This window comes from Rhodococcus coprophilus NBRC 100603 (assembly GCF_001895045.1).
GTDB lineage: Bacteria > Actinomycetota > Actinomycetes > Mycobacteriales > Mycobacteriaceae > Rhodococcus > Rhodococcus coprophilus.
In genome coordinates, this window is record NZ_BDAM01000003.1 from 20,531 (window position 1) to 34,503 (window position 13,973).

At 68.1% G+C, this 13,973-nt stretch carries 15 protein-coding genes and 1 other RNA gene; 9 read left to right on the forward strand and 7 right to left on the reverse strand.

Annotated elements, in window-relative coordinates; all coding sequences use genetic code 11:
- Positions 1-39: 39 nt before the first annotated feature.
- Together RDCOP1_RS05875 and pip are read left to right on the forward strand one after the other, a co-directional pair.
- The gene (locus RDCOP1_RS05875; protein WP_072699205.1) at positions 40-477 is read left to right on the forward strand and encodes a hypothetical protein; all 438 of its coding nucleotides are present in this window, start codon (positions 40-42) and stop codon (positions 475-477) included.
- Positions 477-1,439: a prolyl aminopeptidase gene (pip, locus tag RDCOP1_RS05880; RefSeq protein ID WP_072699206.1), complete on the forward strand. Its 963-nt coding sequence runs from the start codon at positions 477-479 to the stop codon at positions 1,437-1,439. Before RDCOP1_RS05875 ends, pip begins: the two co-directional genes overlap by 1 nt.
- A 13-nt stretch (positions 1,440-1,452) precedes the next feature.
- Here the strand turns inward: pip and RDCOP1_RS05885 are convergent, their stop codons facing one another.
- The 4 genes from RDCOP1_RS05885 to rnpB all read right to left on the reverse strand — a co-directional run bounded on the left by RDCOP1_RS05885 (position 1,453) and on the right by rnpB (position 4,357).
- Complete coding sequence (locus RDCOP1_RS05885) at positions 1,453-2,055, reverse strand: CHAP domain-containing protein (RefSeq protein ID WP_072699207.1); 603 nt, start codon at positions 2,053-2,055, stop codon at positions 1,453-1,455.
- Positions 2,045-3,454, reverse strand: coding sequence for an RNB domain-containing ribonuclease (locus RDCOP1_RS05890; protein WP_072699208.1), 1,410 nt, complete (start codon positions 3,452-3,454; stop codon positions 2,045-2,047). Before RDCOP1_RS05890 ends, RDCOP1_RS05885 begins: the two co-directional genes overlap by 11 nt.
- 22 nt (positions 3,455-3,476) lie before the next feature.
- Positions 3,477-3,656: a hypothetical protein gene (locus RDCOP1_RS05895; RefSeq protein ID WP_072699621.1), complete on the reverse strand. Its 180-nt coding sequence runs from the start codon at positions 3,654-3,656 to the stop codon at positions 3,477-3,479.
- Between the two features lie 290 nt (positions 3,657-3,946).
- An RNA gene (gene rnpB / locus RDCOP1_RS05900) (RNase P RNA component class A) lies at positions 3,947-4,357 on the reverse strand.
- 118 nt (positions 4,358-4,475) lie between these two features.
- On the opposite strand from rnpB, the gene RDCOP1_RS05905 reads away from it, so the two are divergent.
- Complete coding sequence (locus RDCOP1_RS05905) at positions 4,476-4,991, forward strand: DUF1697 domain-containing protein (protein ID WP_072699622.1); 516 nt, start codon at positions 4,476-4,478, stop codon at positions 4,989-4,991.
- 103 nt (positions 4,992-5,094) lie between these two features.
- Positions 5,095-6,360 carry a lipase family protein gene (locus RDCOP1_RS05910; RefSeq protein ID WP_072699623.1) on the forward strand — a complete coding sequence of 422 codons (1,266 nt, stop codon included), beginning with the start codon at positions 5,095-5,097 and terminating at the stop codon, positions 6,358-6,360.
- Positions 6,361-6,508: 148 nt separating this feature from the next.
- Here the strand turns inward: RDCOP1_RS05910 and RDCOP1_RS05915 are convergent, their stop codons facing one another.
- The 3 genes from RDCOP1_RS05915 to RDCOP1_RS05925 all read right to left on the reverse strand — a co-directional run bounded on the left by RDCOP1_RS05915 (position 6,509) and on the right by RDCOP1_RS05925 (position 9,600).
- Positions 6,509-7,645, reverse strand: a complete 1,137-nt coding sequence (locus RDCOP1_RS05915) for a bifunctional RNase H/acid phosphatase (protein WP_072699209.1) — start codon at positions 7,643-7,645, stop codon at positions 6,509-6,511.
- Positions 7,642-8,379, reverse strand: a complete 738-nt coding sequence (locus tag RDCOP1_RS05920; RefSeq protein WP_072699210.1) for a zinc ribbon domain-containing protein — start codon at positions 8,377-8,379, stop codon at positions 7,642-7,644. The genes RDCOP1_RS05915 and RDCOP1_RS05920 overlap by 4 nt, the downstream gene beginning before the upstream one ends.
- 75 nt (positions 8,380-8,454) lie before the next feature.
- Positions 8,455-9,600, reverse strand: coding sequence for a Nif3-like dinuclear metal center hexameric protein (locus RDCOP1_RS05925; RefSeq protein WP_072699211.1), 1,146 nt, complete (start codon positions 9,598-9,600; stop codon positions 8,455-8,457).
- Between the two features lie 76 nt (positions 9,601-9,676).
- On the opposite strand from RDCOP1_RS05925, the gene RDCOP1_RS05930 reads away from it, so the two are divergent.
- The 5 genes from RDCOP1_RS05930 (at position 9,677) to RDCOP1_RS05950 (ending at position 13,970) form a co-directional block, all read left to right on the forward strand.
- Positions 9,677-10,366, forward strand: coding sequence for an HAD-IA family hydrolase (locus tag RDCOP1_RS05930; RefSeq protein WP_072699212.1), 690 nt, complete (start codon positions 9,677-9,679; stop codon positions 10,364-10,366).
- Complete coding sequence (locus RDCOP1_RS05935) at positions 10,356-10,826, forward strand: low molecular weight protein-tyrosine-phosphatase (RefSeq protein ID WP_084722454.1); 471 nt, start codon at positions 10,356-10,358, stop codon at positions 10,824-10,826. Before RDCOP1_RS05930 ends, RDCOP1_RS05935 begins: the two co-directional genes overlap by 11 nt.
- 29 nt (positions 10,827-10,855) lie before the next feature.
- Positions 10,856-11,770: an SURF1 family cytochrome oxidase biogenesis protein gene (locus RDCOP1_RS05940; RefSeq protein ID WP_072699213.1), complete on the forward strand. Its 915-nt coding sequence runs from the start codon at positions 10,856-10,858 to the stop codon at positions 11,768-11,770.
- Positions 11,771-11,804: 34 nt separating this feature from the next.
- Positions 11,805-12,161 carry a DUF5655 domain-containing protein gene (locus RDCOP1_RS05945; RefSeq protein WP_072699214.1) on the forward strand — a complete coding sequence of 119 codons (357 nt, stop codon included), beginning with the start codon at positions 11,805-11,807 and terminating at the stop codon, positions 12,159-12,161.
- Between the two features lie 165 nt (positions 12,162-12,326).
- Positions 12,327-13,970 (forward strand): ABC transporter substrate-binding protein, encoded by a 1,644-nt coding sequence (locus RDCOP1_RS05950; RefSeq protein ID WP_072699215.1) that lies wholly within the window; start codon positions 12,327-12,329, stop codon positions 13,968-13,970.
- Positions 13,971-13,973 lie beyond the last annotated feature (3 nt).

Genomic DNA, 13,973 nt, shown 5'->3' on the forward strand with positions numbered 1-13,973 from the left:
GACGGCGACAACGACCCCGACCCGCGAGGTGCACCACCTATGAACCGATTCCGTCAGGTACCGGCAGCGGCCGCCGTCGCGGCCGCCATGATCGGCGTTCTCGGGGCGTGCGCTCCGGCTCCCGAGTCCGGACAGACCGGTTCCAGCTCGGAACTGTCGTCCGCCGAGGCGACCACGTCGGCGACGCGGGCTCCGCAGTCCGGTGCCGATGTCACAGACGCCCAGGCAGAGGACTTGTGCACCCGGATGGAAGCGCAACTGTCGCCTTGGCGCACCTACACCCCGTCGGTCGGGCGCGGTGGACTGAACATCCTGGTCGCCGAGTGGGCCGGGGCAAACGGACTGGATTTTCTCGCAGTCGCGGGTGACCGGGCCCGGATCGACACGATCACCTCCGAGCAATGCCCCGAGGTGCGCGAGGAAGCGATCACGGCACTCGAGATCCCCGACCTCGCATCCGGTCTCGTCGGTTTCTGATGAGCGAGCGTCGCGAACTGTATCCGCCCGTCGAACCGTACGAGCAGGGCATGCTCGACGTCGGCGACGGACAGCAACTGTACTGGGAGGTCAGCGGCAATCCTGCCGGCAAGCCGGCGGTGTTCCTGCACGGAGGACCCGGCGGCGGCGTGGCACCGACGCAGCGCCGGTTCTTCGATCCCGACGCCTACCGCATCGTGCTTTTCGACCAGCGTGGCTGCGGAAAGTCGCGGCCGCATGTCGCCGACGGAGCCGACCTGTCGGTGAACACGACCGATCATCTGATCGACGACATCGAGCGCCTGCGTACCCATCTCGGAGTCGAGCGGTGGCTGGTGTTCGGCGGATCGTGGGGCTCGACGCTCGCGCTCGCCTACAGCCAGCGACATCCGGACCGCGTCACCGAACTCGTGCTGCGCGGGATCTTCCTGTTGCGGCGCAGCGAAATCGACTGGTACTACAACGGTGGTGCGGGACAGATGTTTCCCGATCTGTGGGAGGAGTTCACCGCGCCGCTCGTCGCTGCGGAACCCGGGGAGCATCCCGTCGACACCTACCGGCGTCTGCTGCATTCTCCCGACCCGGACGTAGCGCTCGAGGCCGCGATCGCCTGGTCGTCGTGGGAGGGTGCCACCAGCACGCTCCTTCCTCATCCCGACCGGGTCACCGAAACGTCCGAACCGCGTTTCGCGCTCGCCTTCGCGCGGATCGAGAACCACTACTTCTTCCACCGGGGGTTCTTCGAGGACGGGCGTCTGCTGCGCGACGCGCATCTGCTCGGCGACATCCCCGGGGTGATCGTGCAGGGCCGGTACGACGTGGTGTGCCCGGCGCGCAGTGCGTGGGATCTGCACCGGGCGTGGCCGGAATCCGATCTGCGGATCGTAGACGACGCGGGCCATGCCGCGACCGAACCTGGGATCGTCCACGAACTCGTGGGGGCCACCGATCGTTTCCGGTAGCCCGCGTCCGGGTTCAGCCGGGTAGCCGTCCGAATCCGACCACCGCATCGTCGGCTGCCCAGTCGACGGTGTGGACTCGGATCTTCCCGAACTCGTTGCCGCCCACGGTGGTCGCGGTCTCGCCGTCGACCGCGACGACGATATTGGTGTGTTCGCGCTGCCCGAATCCGAGCGAGCTGTGGTAGAGCACCACGTCACCCACGCTCGGGCGGTAGCCGGATCCTGCCGGTTCGAAACGGCCGGTCGATTCGTAGTACTCCCCGAGCGTGTAGACCCCCGGGATGCGCCAGTGTCCGGAATGCGGATTCGACAGGGGCACACCGGCTTCGCGCATGATCCAGCTTACGAAGTCCGCGCACCACGGTTCCCTGATGCCTTCGGAATAGAAGGTCCCGGGTCGCTGCTCGCGGTGCTGATCCTCGAGCAGTTCGACGATCTGCACCTGCGTCGGAGACAACGCCGACGTGTCCACATCCGGGAACGACGCACTGTCCCAGGGGAACAACCGGTTCGGGGCGAGCCACCACACCGATGCGGCGACGAGCGCAACCGCGAGCACGACGGCTGTCGTGACGAGCGTGGCCGGCCGGCGCGTGACGGAGCGATCAGGGTTCATGGGCGAACTGCACTGTGCGCGACTGCGGGTCGGAGAGCACCAGGCGGACCGTGATGCGCTCACTTTCCGCTGGGGCGCCGGCGCACGCCCCGATCACCGTCTCGGACGGAACGAATATCTCGGCATCGCGCCGCTCGGTGGCACCTCGCAGGACGGTGGCCTCGAAGGTCTCCCCCACACGCGACGACAGCACGACGGCCTCCGAGAGGTCGATGCACGCGCGCCCGACCTTGCCCGCAAGCGAATCGGACGACGACATGATCTTCGGTAGCGAGCCGAGCATGTCCCGCACGTCGCCGGGCACCGCCGCACCCGACGACACGGCAAGGCACACCTCCGTGGCGTAGCGGTCGGACAACCGGCGCAGTGGTGCCGTGACGTGCGCGTACGGTGCACCGATCGCGCCGTGCACGGTGAGTTCCGGCAGTTCTCCGTCGAAAGCGACGTACGACGCGCCGCGGAGCAGGGTCGGCGCCTCGCTCATCAGCACGAGGGTGGTCGGCAGGTTCGCGTCGAGACCGGCAAGGAAGGCGCCCACCGACATCTCGGCGGGCCACTCGACGCCCAGCGACCGGGCGGTGCGGCGCAGGGAGGCGACCGCATCAGGGTCGGCCGGCGGCAACGTACGCAGCAAGCCGATCTCCGCGTCGATCATGATGTTCGCCGCGCACATGCCGGTCAGCAGCGACACCTGCGAATTCCAGTCGTCCGCTTCGGTGCGCGGTTCGATCTCGAGTCGCCAGCCGTCGCCGTCGGCGACCACATCCTGTTCGGGCAAGCGGAGTTCGATCGCACCGCGTTCCCGGGCCGCTGCCTCGCGTAACCGGCCGAACTCGGGCAATGCCGCGATCGATGGATGGAGGGTGCCCGCCTCCGCATCGCGCTGCACCCCGGCGTAGGCGAGGCGTGCGACCGAACGCACCCGGGCACGCGAGACGGACACCGCCGCGGGTTCGGCGCGTTCGTCCATCTCGATTCGCCACAACACCGCCGGCCGCACCTCGTCGGGGAGCAGGCTGGCCGTTCCCTCCGACAACTCCCGCGGGTGCAACGGGATCGAGCCGTCGGGCAGATAGAACGTCTGGGCGCGGCGGTGCGTCTCCCGATCGAGAGCGCCACCGGGCTCGACGACTGCGTACACATCGGCGATCGCGTAGTGCAGGACGAAACCGGTGTCGGTGCGCTCGAGATGGAGGGCCTGATCGAGATCCATCGACCCGGGCGGGTCGAGTGTCACCAGAGGCAGATCAGTGCGGTCCTCGCGCAGCGACGCGAATCGGTCCGTTGCCGCCCGCGCTTCCGCGAGAGCGTCTTCGGGGAAATCGTCGACGAGGTCGAATTCTGCTCGCACACCGGCGAAATCGATCTCCGGTGCGACGACGACGGGTCTGGTCACCAAGGCCGTGGCGCTCCTCGCACGGTCAGTTGTTCCATTCCTCGTCGGCATCGTCGGCGGCCTTGTTGCGGGCCGCGGCGATTTCGAGGGCACGCATCGCGGTCTCCCGGTCAGGGTAGGGACCCATGCGATTGAGAGCGTTGGGGTCTTTGCCCTGGGTCACCTTGCCGGTCTTCACGTCGAAATACCAACCGTCGTCACTCATGACCCCAGTCTGCCCGAAGTGCGCCGCGATACCCGGTATATCGGGCGCGGTTTCGGCGAAACTCGGGCTCGCCGGGGACTGGTAGCGTCTGCGCGACGCCAAGATCGTCACATACCGAAGGAGATCACATATGTCGTACATCCTTTTCGATGCACTGCTGCCCTACGTCGGCCCCGAAGCCGCTTCGTACTGGGCTCACCTGCTGGTCGTCGGACCGCTCTGACCCGCAGGGTCGCGCCGGCGAATCCGCCGGCGCGGCCGGTGATCGAACGGGAACAGGAACCGCAGGGCGGACGAGTCGGCCTGTAAGCCGGATCCTGTCCCCCGCCGAGGCGGGGTGGCGACCATCCATCTGGGCACACCGTCGCCGGGTACCTCGAGCGGTTCACCCGCAGGCTCGGGCGAGCAGCCCTCGAACACCTGCGCAGACGCACCGCAAAGCGATGCGACCTTCAACCTTGCTCCGGGCGGGGTTTACCTAGCCACCCCGGTCACCCGGGGTGCTGGTGCGCTCTTACCGCACCGTTTCACCCTTACCTGCCCGTGAGGGCAGGCGGTCTGTTTTCTGTGGCACTGTCCCGCGAGTTGCCTCGGGTTGCCGTTAACAACCGCCCTGCTCTGTGGAGTCCGGACTTTCCTCGACGCAGGGCCTGACACCGTCCGGTGCCGGTTCCCTGTTCCGCGGTCGCCCGGCCAACTCGTCCGCCCGGACAGCGTAGCGCCTCCCCCGGTTCCGGCCGCACAGACCCTTCCCGTCGACCCTTCGGGAGCGACCCGATCAGCCGCACAGCCTGCACCCGGAGCATTACCGTGAACGCCATGACTCGCTATGTCGCCCTGCTGCGCGGGATCAACGTCGGCGGAATCCGGATCAGGATGGCCGATCTGGCCGAGGTGTTCTCCGCGGCCGGACATCGCGACGTCCGCACCGTTCTCGCGTCGGGGAATGTGCTGTTCGACTCCGACGACGACGCCACGGCACTCGAAGCCGCCCTAGAAGCCGCGCTGACCGACCGTTTCGGCTACGACGCCTACACTTTCGTCGTCGAACAGTCGCGGGTCGCGGACCTGGTCGCCGCCTACCCGTTCGACGATCGTGACGACCACCATTCCTACGTGGTCTTCGTGTCCGATCCCGGTGTGCTCGACGCACTGGCGGGCGCCGAGAGCCTCGGCGACGGGGTCGAACGCGTACAGCGGGGAGACGGCGTCCTGTACTGGCAGGTCGAAAAGGGACGCACGCTCGACAGTAATGTGGGCAAGCGAAGCGGGGACGGCCGCTACAAGTCCGTCACCACTGCTCGGAATCTGAAAACCCTCCGCAAGCTTCTGTGACTTCTCACCACAAGCCAGCTCTACCCCCGGCACCCCCATAAGTCCGATTACCCTCCGCGGTGGCCGCGGACGCGGCAACCCATTTCGGACTCGAAGGATGTACATGCGGATTGCCGCAGGACTGCTCGCCGCAGCCGCCGTTTCAGGACTTGTCCTCACTGTGCCCGCTACGGCAACCGCCCAGCCGGTTCCGCCCGGCAGCACCGCGCCGGCCGACGACTTCTACGCCACCCCCGACCTGGGATCCGGGTCCCCCGGCGACGTCGTGCGTACCGCTCCGTCGGTCGCCGCGATCATCCCCGGCACCCCCGCAATACTCGACGCGTCGGTGACCCGCGTGATGTATCGCAGCGAGAGCGCTACCGGCACGCCCGTCGCCGTCGTCGGCACCGTGCTCGTGCCCTCGTTGCCATGGTCGGGCGACGGCCCCCGCCCGACGGTCGTGGTCGGTCCCGGCACCCAGGGCATGGGCGACCAGTGCGCCCCCTCCAAACTGATGACCTTCGGGCAGGAGTACGAGCACCTGCAGATCGGCCCGCTCCTCGCGCGCGGCTACGCAGTCGCCGTCACCGATTACGAGGGACTCGGCACCGCCGGCGTCCACCCCTATCTCAACCGGGCCTCGCAGGGCCACGCGATGCTCGACCTCGCCCGCGCCACCCGGTCGCTCGGAGAACTCGGCGTCGACGAGGGCGGCCCGATCGCGTTCTGGGGCTACTCCCAGGGCGGCATGGCCGCGGCCTCGGCCGCCGAACTCGCCTCCACCTACGCCCCGGAACTGCCGGTCGCCGGCTCGGTCGCGGGATCGCCGCCCGCGTCGCTGAGGGATCTGGCGGTCGCCGGCGACGGTTCGTTCCTGTCCGGCGGCATCGGATGGGTGGTCAACGGGTTCATCGCCGCGTACCCGGAACATGCCGACGAGATGCTGAGCGTGTTCAATCCGGCGGGGATCGACATTCTCGCCCGCGCCGAACGCTCGTGCGTGTTCGACGCCCCGTTGCTGGACCCGTTCTCCTCGACGACCCGGTACACCGCCGACGGCCGCCCCATCGTCGAGTATCTCTCCGACGAGCCGTGGGCTTCGCTCGTCGCCGAACAGGAACTCGGCAATCGGACTCCGTCCGCCCCCGTCTTCGTGGCACAGGCCACCGGCGACGACTTCGTTCTCGTCTCCGGCGTCGACACAATGGTCGGCAAGTGGTGTGCAGCCGGAGCGACCGTCACCTACCAGCGGTACGACGTGCCTCCGATGCTCACCAAGACCGGTTTCGGTCACGTCGTCGGGCTCTTCCCGGCTCTGGTAGAGGGCATCGACTGGCTCGATCAGCGGTTTGCCGGGGCGCCTGCCGCGTCGAACTGCACCCCCTGAGAAAAGTTCGGGAAAAAGCTCGTGTGATCGGTAACACCCCGCCGATCGCAGCGATACATGATGTGAGTGGCCACGCAAGCATCCCCCGACATGCCTGCGCGGCCACTTTTCATTCCTGTACCGGGACGTCGGATGCCGACGTCGAATGTCACAGATGCGAGGTGTCGTTGACCAGTCGCACCGAGGACCCGCCGTCCGGGTAGAACTCCGCGATGCTCAGCGACGCAAGATCGAGATGCAGGCGGTAGAGCAGGGACGGACCCGAATCCAGCGCAAGGCGCAGGAACGTCTTGATCGGGGTGACATGCGAGACGACCAGCACCGTGGCACCACCGAACTCGGCGACGAGATCATCTCGCACGCCGACGATCCGGGCGTGCACCTCGTCGAAACTCTCCCCACCGGGCGGACGCACCGAGGTGTCACCGAGCCACGCGCGATGGATGTCCGGGTCGCGTTCGGCTGCTTCGCCGAACGTGAGGCCCTCCCACTGCCCGAAGTCGGTTTCGATGAGACCGCTGTGCACCGTCACCGGCAGGTCCAGCGCATCGGCGACCGCGGTGGCGGTTTCGCGGGTGCGCCCGAGTGGTGACGACACCACGGCGGCGACGCCTCCGCGCGCCCCGATCCGACGAGCAGCGGCCGTGGCCTGGTCCCGGCCGAGTTCGGTGAGAGGCGGATTGCCCCGACCGGAGTACCGGCGTTCCACCGACAGCGGAGTCTGGCCGTGCCGCAGGAGCAGCAGGCGAGTCGGCGAACCCGTTGCCCCGGTCCAGCCCGGCGACGGCGTCGCGGGTGTGGCGGGGACCGGCGGCGACGACTCTGCCGGGACCGGCGACTCCGCGGCGGCAGGTGCGTCCGTTCCGGCGACGAGCGCTTCGGCAGCAGCGTCCATGGCCACGTTCGCGAGACGATCGGCGTACGCGTTCTCGGCGCGGGGAATCCACGTGTATTCGACTCGGCGGAACCTCGAAGCCACGTCCCGCGCTGCCGCCGCGAGCGGAATCATGTCGGGATGCTTGACTTTCCAGCGCCCCGACATCTGCTCCACGACGAGCTTGGAATCCATGCGGACGTCCGCTTCGTCCGCTCCGAGTTCCGCGGCGGCGGTCAGCCCGGCGATCAGTCCCCGGTATTCGGCGACATTGTTGGTGGCCCGCCCGATGCTCGCGTGCCGCTCGGCGAGAACGGTCCGGTGGTCGCCGTCGAACACGACCGCTCCGTAGCCGGCCGGCCCCGGGTTACCTCTCGAGCCGCCGTCCGCTTCGACGACGACCCGGGTCACAGTCCGGATTCCTTGGTGCGCACCAAGATCGAGTTGCACTCGGGGCAGCGCACGAGCGCGTCGGCGGGTGCGGACGCGATCCGGGCGATCTCGCCGCGGTCGAGCTCGAGACGGCACGCTCCACAGCGACGCCCCTGCAGCAATGCCGCACCGATCCCGGTCTGTTCGCGCTGCTTCTCGTACAACGCGACGAGATCCTCGGGCAGCACTGCGATCAGCGCCGCGCGGTCGCTCCGGCACCGCTGTTCCGCCACGTCGATGTCGGCGAGAGCCTCGTCCCGGGCGCGGGTCGCGTCGGCGAGCTGGTCGTCGATCTGCGACACCTGCGCCCCGGCGTGATCGTGATCGCCCTTCGACGCCTCGCGGCGTTCCATCACCTCGAGCAGGTCGTCCTCGAGCGCACCCTGGCGCCGTTCGAGGCTTCCCAGTTCGTGCTGCAGTTCCGTGAGCTGCTTCGAGCCGACCGACCCGCTCTCGAGCATCGTCCGATCACGCTGGGCGCGCATGCGCACCGCTTCGATCTCACCCTCGAGCTTGCGGATGTCGCGGTCGAGGTCGTCCATGATGATCTCGACAGCCACGGCCGCATCCTTGCGCGCATTGCGGTCGGACTGGAGCCGGTCCACCGTCTGCTGTTCGGGCAGCGTACGACGGCGGTGCGCATGGCGATTCAGCTCGGCGTCCACGGCGGCGAGAGACAGAAGCTTGGCCTGCACTGCGGATTCGACGTTCACTCGGGTGGTTCCTGCTTTCGGTGGGGCATCGATGGGCGGGGATGACGGACAGCCCCGGAGACGGGTCGTAGCTGATTACGGTACCGCGCGCACCGCCGCGGTCGTCCACGGATCGGTCCGCAGCAGGCTCACCCGCGTCTCCCAGCCGTCACGAGCCGCGAACGACGCGTCGAGAACCTCCTGTGCCTGGGCACACCACGGATACTCGCTCGCCCAGTGCGCGACGTCGACGAGCGCAGGTCCACCCGCACGCAGATGCTCGTCGGCCGGATGGTGTCGCAGGTCGGCGGTCAGGTACGCGTCCACGCCCAGCGCCGCAGCCGTATCGAGGAACGAGTCGCCCGACCCTCCGCACACCGCGACGGTCCGGATCGGGCGTTCCGGGTCGCCCGCGGCGCGCACACCCCACACGGTTGCGGGCAGTGCCGCCGCCACCGATTCGGCGAACTCGGCAAGCGTCACCGTCTCGGGAAGCTCCCCCACTCGTCCCAGCCCGCGAGCACTGGGCAGTTCGGCGAGTTCGAGCACGTCGAAAGCAGGTTCCTCGTACGGATGCGCGGTGCGCAGAGCCGCGAGCACCCGGGAGCGGGACCGGCGCGGCGCGATCACCTCGATGCGGGCTTCTTCGACGCGTTCGAGTTCACCGAGTTCTCCGACGGTGGGGTCGGCAGCTCCGCCGGGACGGAACTGACCGGTTCCCGAGGTGGTCCAGGAGCATTCCGTGTAGTTGCCGAGCGCTCCCGCCCCTGCATCGAACAGGGCTTGCCGGACGGTGTCGGCGGAGTCGGACGGCACCATCACCACCCATTTGTCGGTGGCAGCCTCGGGCTTGGGCTCGAGCGGTCGCAGGCCGGTGAGTCCGAGCGCGTCGGCCAGAGCGTCGGATACGCCCGGATTCGCACGGTCGGCGTTGGTGTGGGCGGTGAACAGTGCGCATCCGCCGCGGATGAGGCGATGGATCAGCGCGCCCTTCGGTGTGTGCGCACCGACCGTGTCCACCCCGCGCAACAACAACGGATGGTGGACGAGAAGCAACTGCGCGCCCCACTCGAGTGCTTCGTCGACGACCGCCTCGGTCGCGTCGACTGCGAGCAGCACCTTGCGGACCGGGTCGGCGGGGTCGCCCGCCACCAGTCCGACAGAATCCCATCCCTCGGCGAGCGACGGCGGGTACGCCGTATCGAGTACGTCGATCACCTCACGCAGCGACGGCGCAGTCACGTGTCCTCCTGGGTTGTGGTGGCTGTTCCGATGACCCTACGCGGCACGATTCCGCCGAAGTGGGCACAATGTCTGCGTGACCATTCTCGTCGAACCACAGCCGCTGCTTCTGCCCGCCCCGGTTGTCCTGTTCGATCTCGACGGAACGCTCACAGACTCCGCGACGGGTGTGATCAAGGGATTCCTCCACGCCGCCGACACGGTCGGATTCGCCCCTCCCACGGGCAACCTCCACCGGCTGCTGGGTCCACCCATGCGCGACAGCCTCATCGAACTCGGACTCGACGAGCACCAGATCGTCGCAGGTATTGCGGCCTACCGCGAGTACTACTCGGCGACCGGCTGGGCCGAGAACGCCGTGTTCGAGGGCATGGAACCCCTGCTCGAGACGGTGCGCGACGCGGGCAGCCGGCTCGCGGTGGCCACCTCGAAATCGCAGATGTTCGCCGAGCGCATCCTCGAGCACTTCGGCCTCGCCTCCTACTTCGAATTCATCGGCGGGGCGAGCGAGGACGGAACGCGCCGCACGAAGTCCGACGTCGTCGCACACAGCCTCGAGGCCCTGGGCATCCGGCCCGTCGAGGGCGGCACCACGGGGGTGGTGATGGTCGGCGACCGCGAGCACGACATTCACGGTGCGGGACGCTGGGGCGTCCCGACGGTCTTCGTCGAATGGGGTTACGGCGACGACATCGAGGCGCAGGCCGCCGCTCGCGTCGCGAGCAGCGTCGACGAATTGCGCGAGGTGCTCACGGGTGGCCGCTGACCGGGTGCTCCACGTGACGTTCGTCTGCACCGGCAACATCTGCCGGTCTCCGATGGCCGAGAAGATCTTCGCCGAGCACGTACGGCGGGAAGGACTCGACCACCGGGTACGGGTGAGCAGCGCCGGAACCCACGGCTGGCACATCGGCTCCGAGGCCGACCCGCGGACGAACGCCGTGCTCCAGCGGCACGGATATCCCACCGGGCACGTCGCGGCAGAACTCGGTCCGTCGCACCTCTCCGCAGACCTCGTCGTGGCGATGACGACCGATCACGATCGGACGCTGGCGCACCTGGGTGTGCCGGCGGAACGGCGTGTCCTGCTTCGTGCGCTGGACCCGGATGCCGACGGCGATTCGGTGCCCGATCCGTACTACGGTGGGCTCCCCGAGTTCGAGCAGGTCCGCGGCCAGATCGAGGGTGCGATTCCCGCGCTGCTCGACTGGGTGCGGCGGCAGTGAGACCTACCTCACCGTCTACCGTGGGACACGTGCGCCGATTGACGTTTCTCCTCCGTCCCAGCTGGCTGGTCCTGGCCCTGGTGGTGGGCGGCTTCGCTTACGCGTGCTTCACCGTCCTCGCCCCGTGGCAGCTGGGTAAGAACACGAGCACCGAGGAACGTAACGATCGTCTCGCCGCGTCCATGTCCGAGGATCCTGTGCCCGTCGGTGACCTTCTCGCCGGCCCCGGTCCGACGGTGGACGACGAGTGGCGACGGGTCGTGGCCCAGGGGTCGTATCTCCCCGACTCCGACGTGCTCGTGCGACTGCGCAACATCGACGGCCGGCCCGCCTACGAAGTCCTCACTCCGTTCGAGTTCGACGACGGACGGATGATCCTCGTCAATCGTGGTTTCGTGCGCCCGGTCCAGGGCACCGCGGTTCCCGAGGTTCCCGCTGCACCGACCGGGGAGGTCTCCCTCGATGCCCGGATCCGGATGTCGGAGGGCACGGTCGCCGGCAAGGATCCGTTCACCGACGCGGGCTACCAGCAGGTCTACTTCATCGACGCCCCGCAGGTCGCTCAGGTCACCGGGCTCCCCCTCGAGGACGTGTACCTGCAGCTCGACGACGGGCAGCCGGGCGGGCTCGGCACCATCCCGCTGCCTCAGCTCGATGCGGGTCCGTACCTTTCCTACGGTCTCCAGTGGCTCGCGTTCGGCATCATGGCGCCGCTCGGCCTCGGCTACTTCGCGTGGGCGGAAATCCGCGAACGCCGGAAGACGAAGGCCGTGAACTCCGCCGCGCCGGACGCCGACGCCCCGGGCGACGGTGTGCCGGACACCCGGGTGCCCGACAGCGCTCTTTCCGACGGAACCGTGCCCGGCAGCGACGCGCAGGCACCGCGCGCTGCGTCGCCGTCTCCCGCGGACAAGCTCGCCGACCGCTACGGACGTTCCCGGTGACGGGCTGCGCGGACCGTACTTCCGAGGAGCCCTGATGTACGCCACGGTCGACGACTACCTGGCGGACAAGGATCCGGCCGCGGTCGACGCGTTCCTGCGGTTCCGAACCATGGTGCTTGCGCTCGGCGACGACGTCGAGGAACGCGTTCACGCGTCGGAGGTCTCGTGGAGCCGTGACCGCGTATTCGCGGCCGCGTTCGTGTACGCATCGAAGCTCGAGGTGGCTCTCGATCTTCCCCGGCGCGTCCATCACGCGGCGCTGCGTGAAGCCTTCCCGACCGGGCCCATCACTACGCATCGCTTGAGTCTCGTCGCGGCCGACGACTTCGACGACCACCTGACGGAACTGCTGCACGAGGCGTACGCGACGGCCGCGGAGCCGCGCCGCTAGTCCACTCTCGAGTCACCCTCTCCACTGCGAAACCACCCCTCTCCGAGGGGTGGTTTGCCGTTTATGCGGGAGTTCGTATTAAGGTAGCCTTACCGCAATAAGGATTGCCTAACCTCTTGTTCTTTGGGCAGTGCCGTGCACCCTCTCAGCAGAATGTGAACTCAGTTGACGCGCATACTCCGGCGTTCTCACGTCGTACCCCTGGTCCTCGCGCCGGTACTCCTCGTTGCAGCATGCGGCGGTTCGGGCGACACGACGGACTCGGCTTCGGGACCCTCGACCGCCCGATCGCTGACCGTTGCCGCCTCCAAGGACTCCGGCCCCCTCAACATCTTCGCCGGGCAGACCGACCAGATGACCGAGCTGATCTACGACAAGCTCCTGTCGCCGTCCCCGTACGTCGCCGACCCGCAGCCCTGGCTGGCCACCGATGTCCGCCAGGTCGACGCGACCACGTGGGAGGTCGACCTCCGCGACGACGTCACCTGGCACGACGGTGAGGCGTTCACAGCGGACGACGTCGTCTTCAGCTTCCATTACATGCACGCCGCCCCCACCGGTCGATACACCCACCACGTCAACGACACACCGTCCATCTCCACGGTCGACGCCGTGGGTGAGGACTCGGTCCGCTTCGTGTGCGACTACTCGTGCCCCGAACTGGGTCCGGTCACACTCGCAGACCTCCCGATCATTCCCGAGCACGTGTGGTCGAAGGTCGACCCTGCCGAGGCCAAGGCGGTCACCGACCTTCCGATCGGCACCGGCCCCTTCGTGCTCGTCGACTACAGCCCCACCAGCGGGTACCGCTTCGAGGCGAACGCCGACTACTTCGCAGGCACCCCGACCGTCGACGAACTCGTCATGCCGGTCATCGAGGACAACGCCGCCGCCTTCACCGCGCTCAGCTCCGGCCAGATCGACGCCGCCGACCGCGCGCTCACACCCGAACTCGTCGACCGGTTCACCGCCTCGAACGACATCGGCGTGATCACTGTCGCGCCGCTGAGCTACCCGGAACTCAAACTGAACTTCACCCGGGAACCGTTCGCACAGGCCGACTTCCGCGCGGCACTGAACCTCGCCGTTGATCGCGACGAGCTGCTCGAGGTCGTCGGACTCGGCCAGGGCCGTCCCGGCACCCAGGGCTATATCCACCCGGACGCACCGTTCGCCGACCCCGACGCTTCGACCCCCTACGACGCCGAGCAGGCCACGGCGCTGCTCGACCGCCTCGGCTGGGCCGACCGCGACGGCGACGGCACCCGGGAAAACCCTGCCGGTGAACCGGCTACCTTCACCCTGGCCGTCAACGGGGGCAACGCACCGCAGGTCCGCGCCGCCGAACTGCTCGTCGAAGACTTCGCCGAGATCGGCATCGCCGTCACCGTGACTCCGCTCGACTCCGGATCGTTCTCCGATGCGGCGTCCAAGAAGACCTACGACATGATGGTCACCACGAACAGCCCACACGCAGTGGCCGATTCGACGCAGTTCATCATGTCGCACCGCTCCGGCAATCTGTGGAAGCACCCCGACATCGCCTACCCGGAATTCGACGCCCTGTACGACGCGTGGAAGGTCACCGAGACCAACGACGCTCGCATCGCCGCCATGCAGGACATGCAGAAGCTGTTCAACCGCCAGCCCACCGCGATCGCGCTGTACTACCCGGACGAGTACTGGGCCTTCCGCGCCGACACGTTCGGTGGATGGATCGAAACTCCCGGTTACGGCATCGTCCACAAGTGGTCGTTCCTGCCCGCGGATGTCGTCGAGGCCGCCAACGCACAAGCGCCGCAGGACTGATCC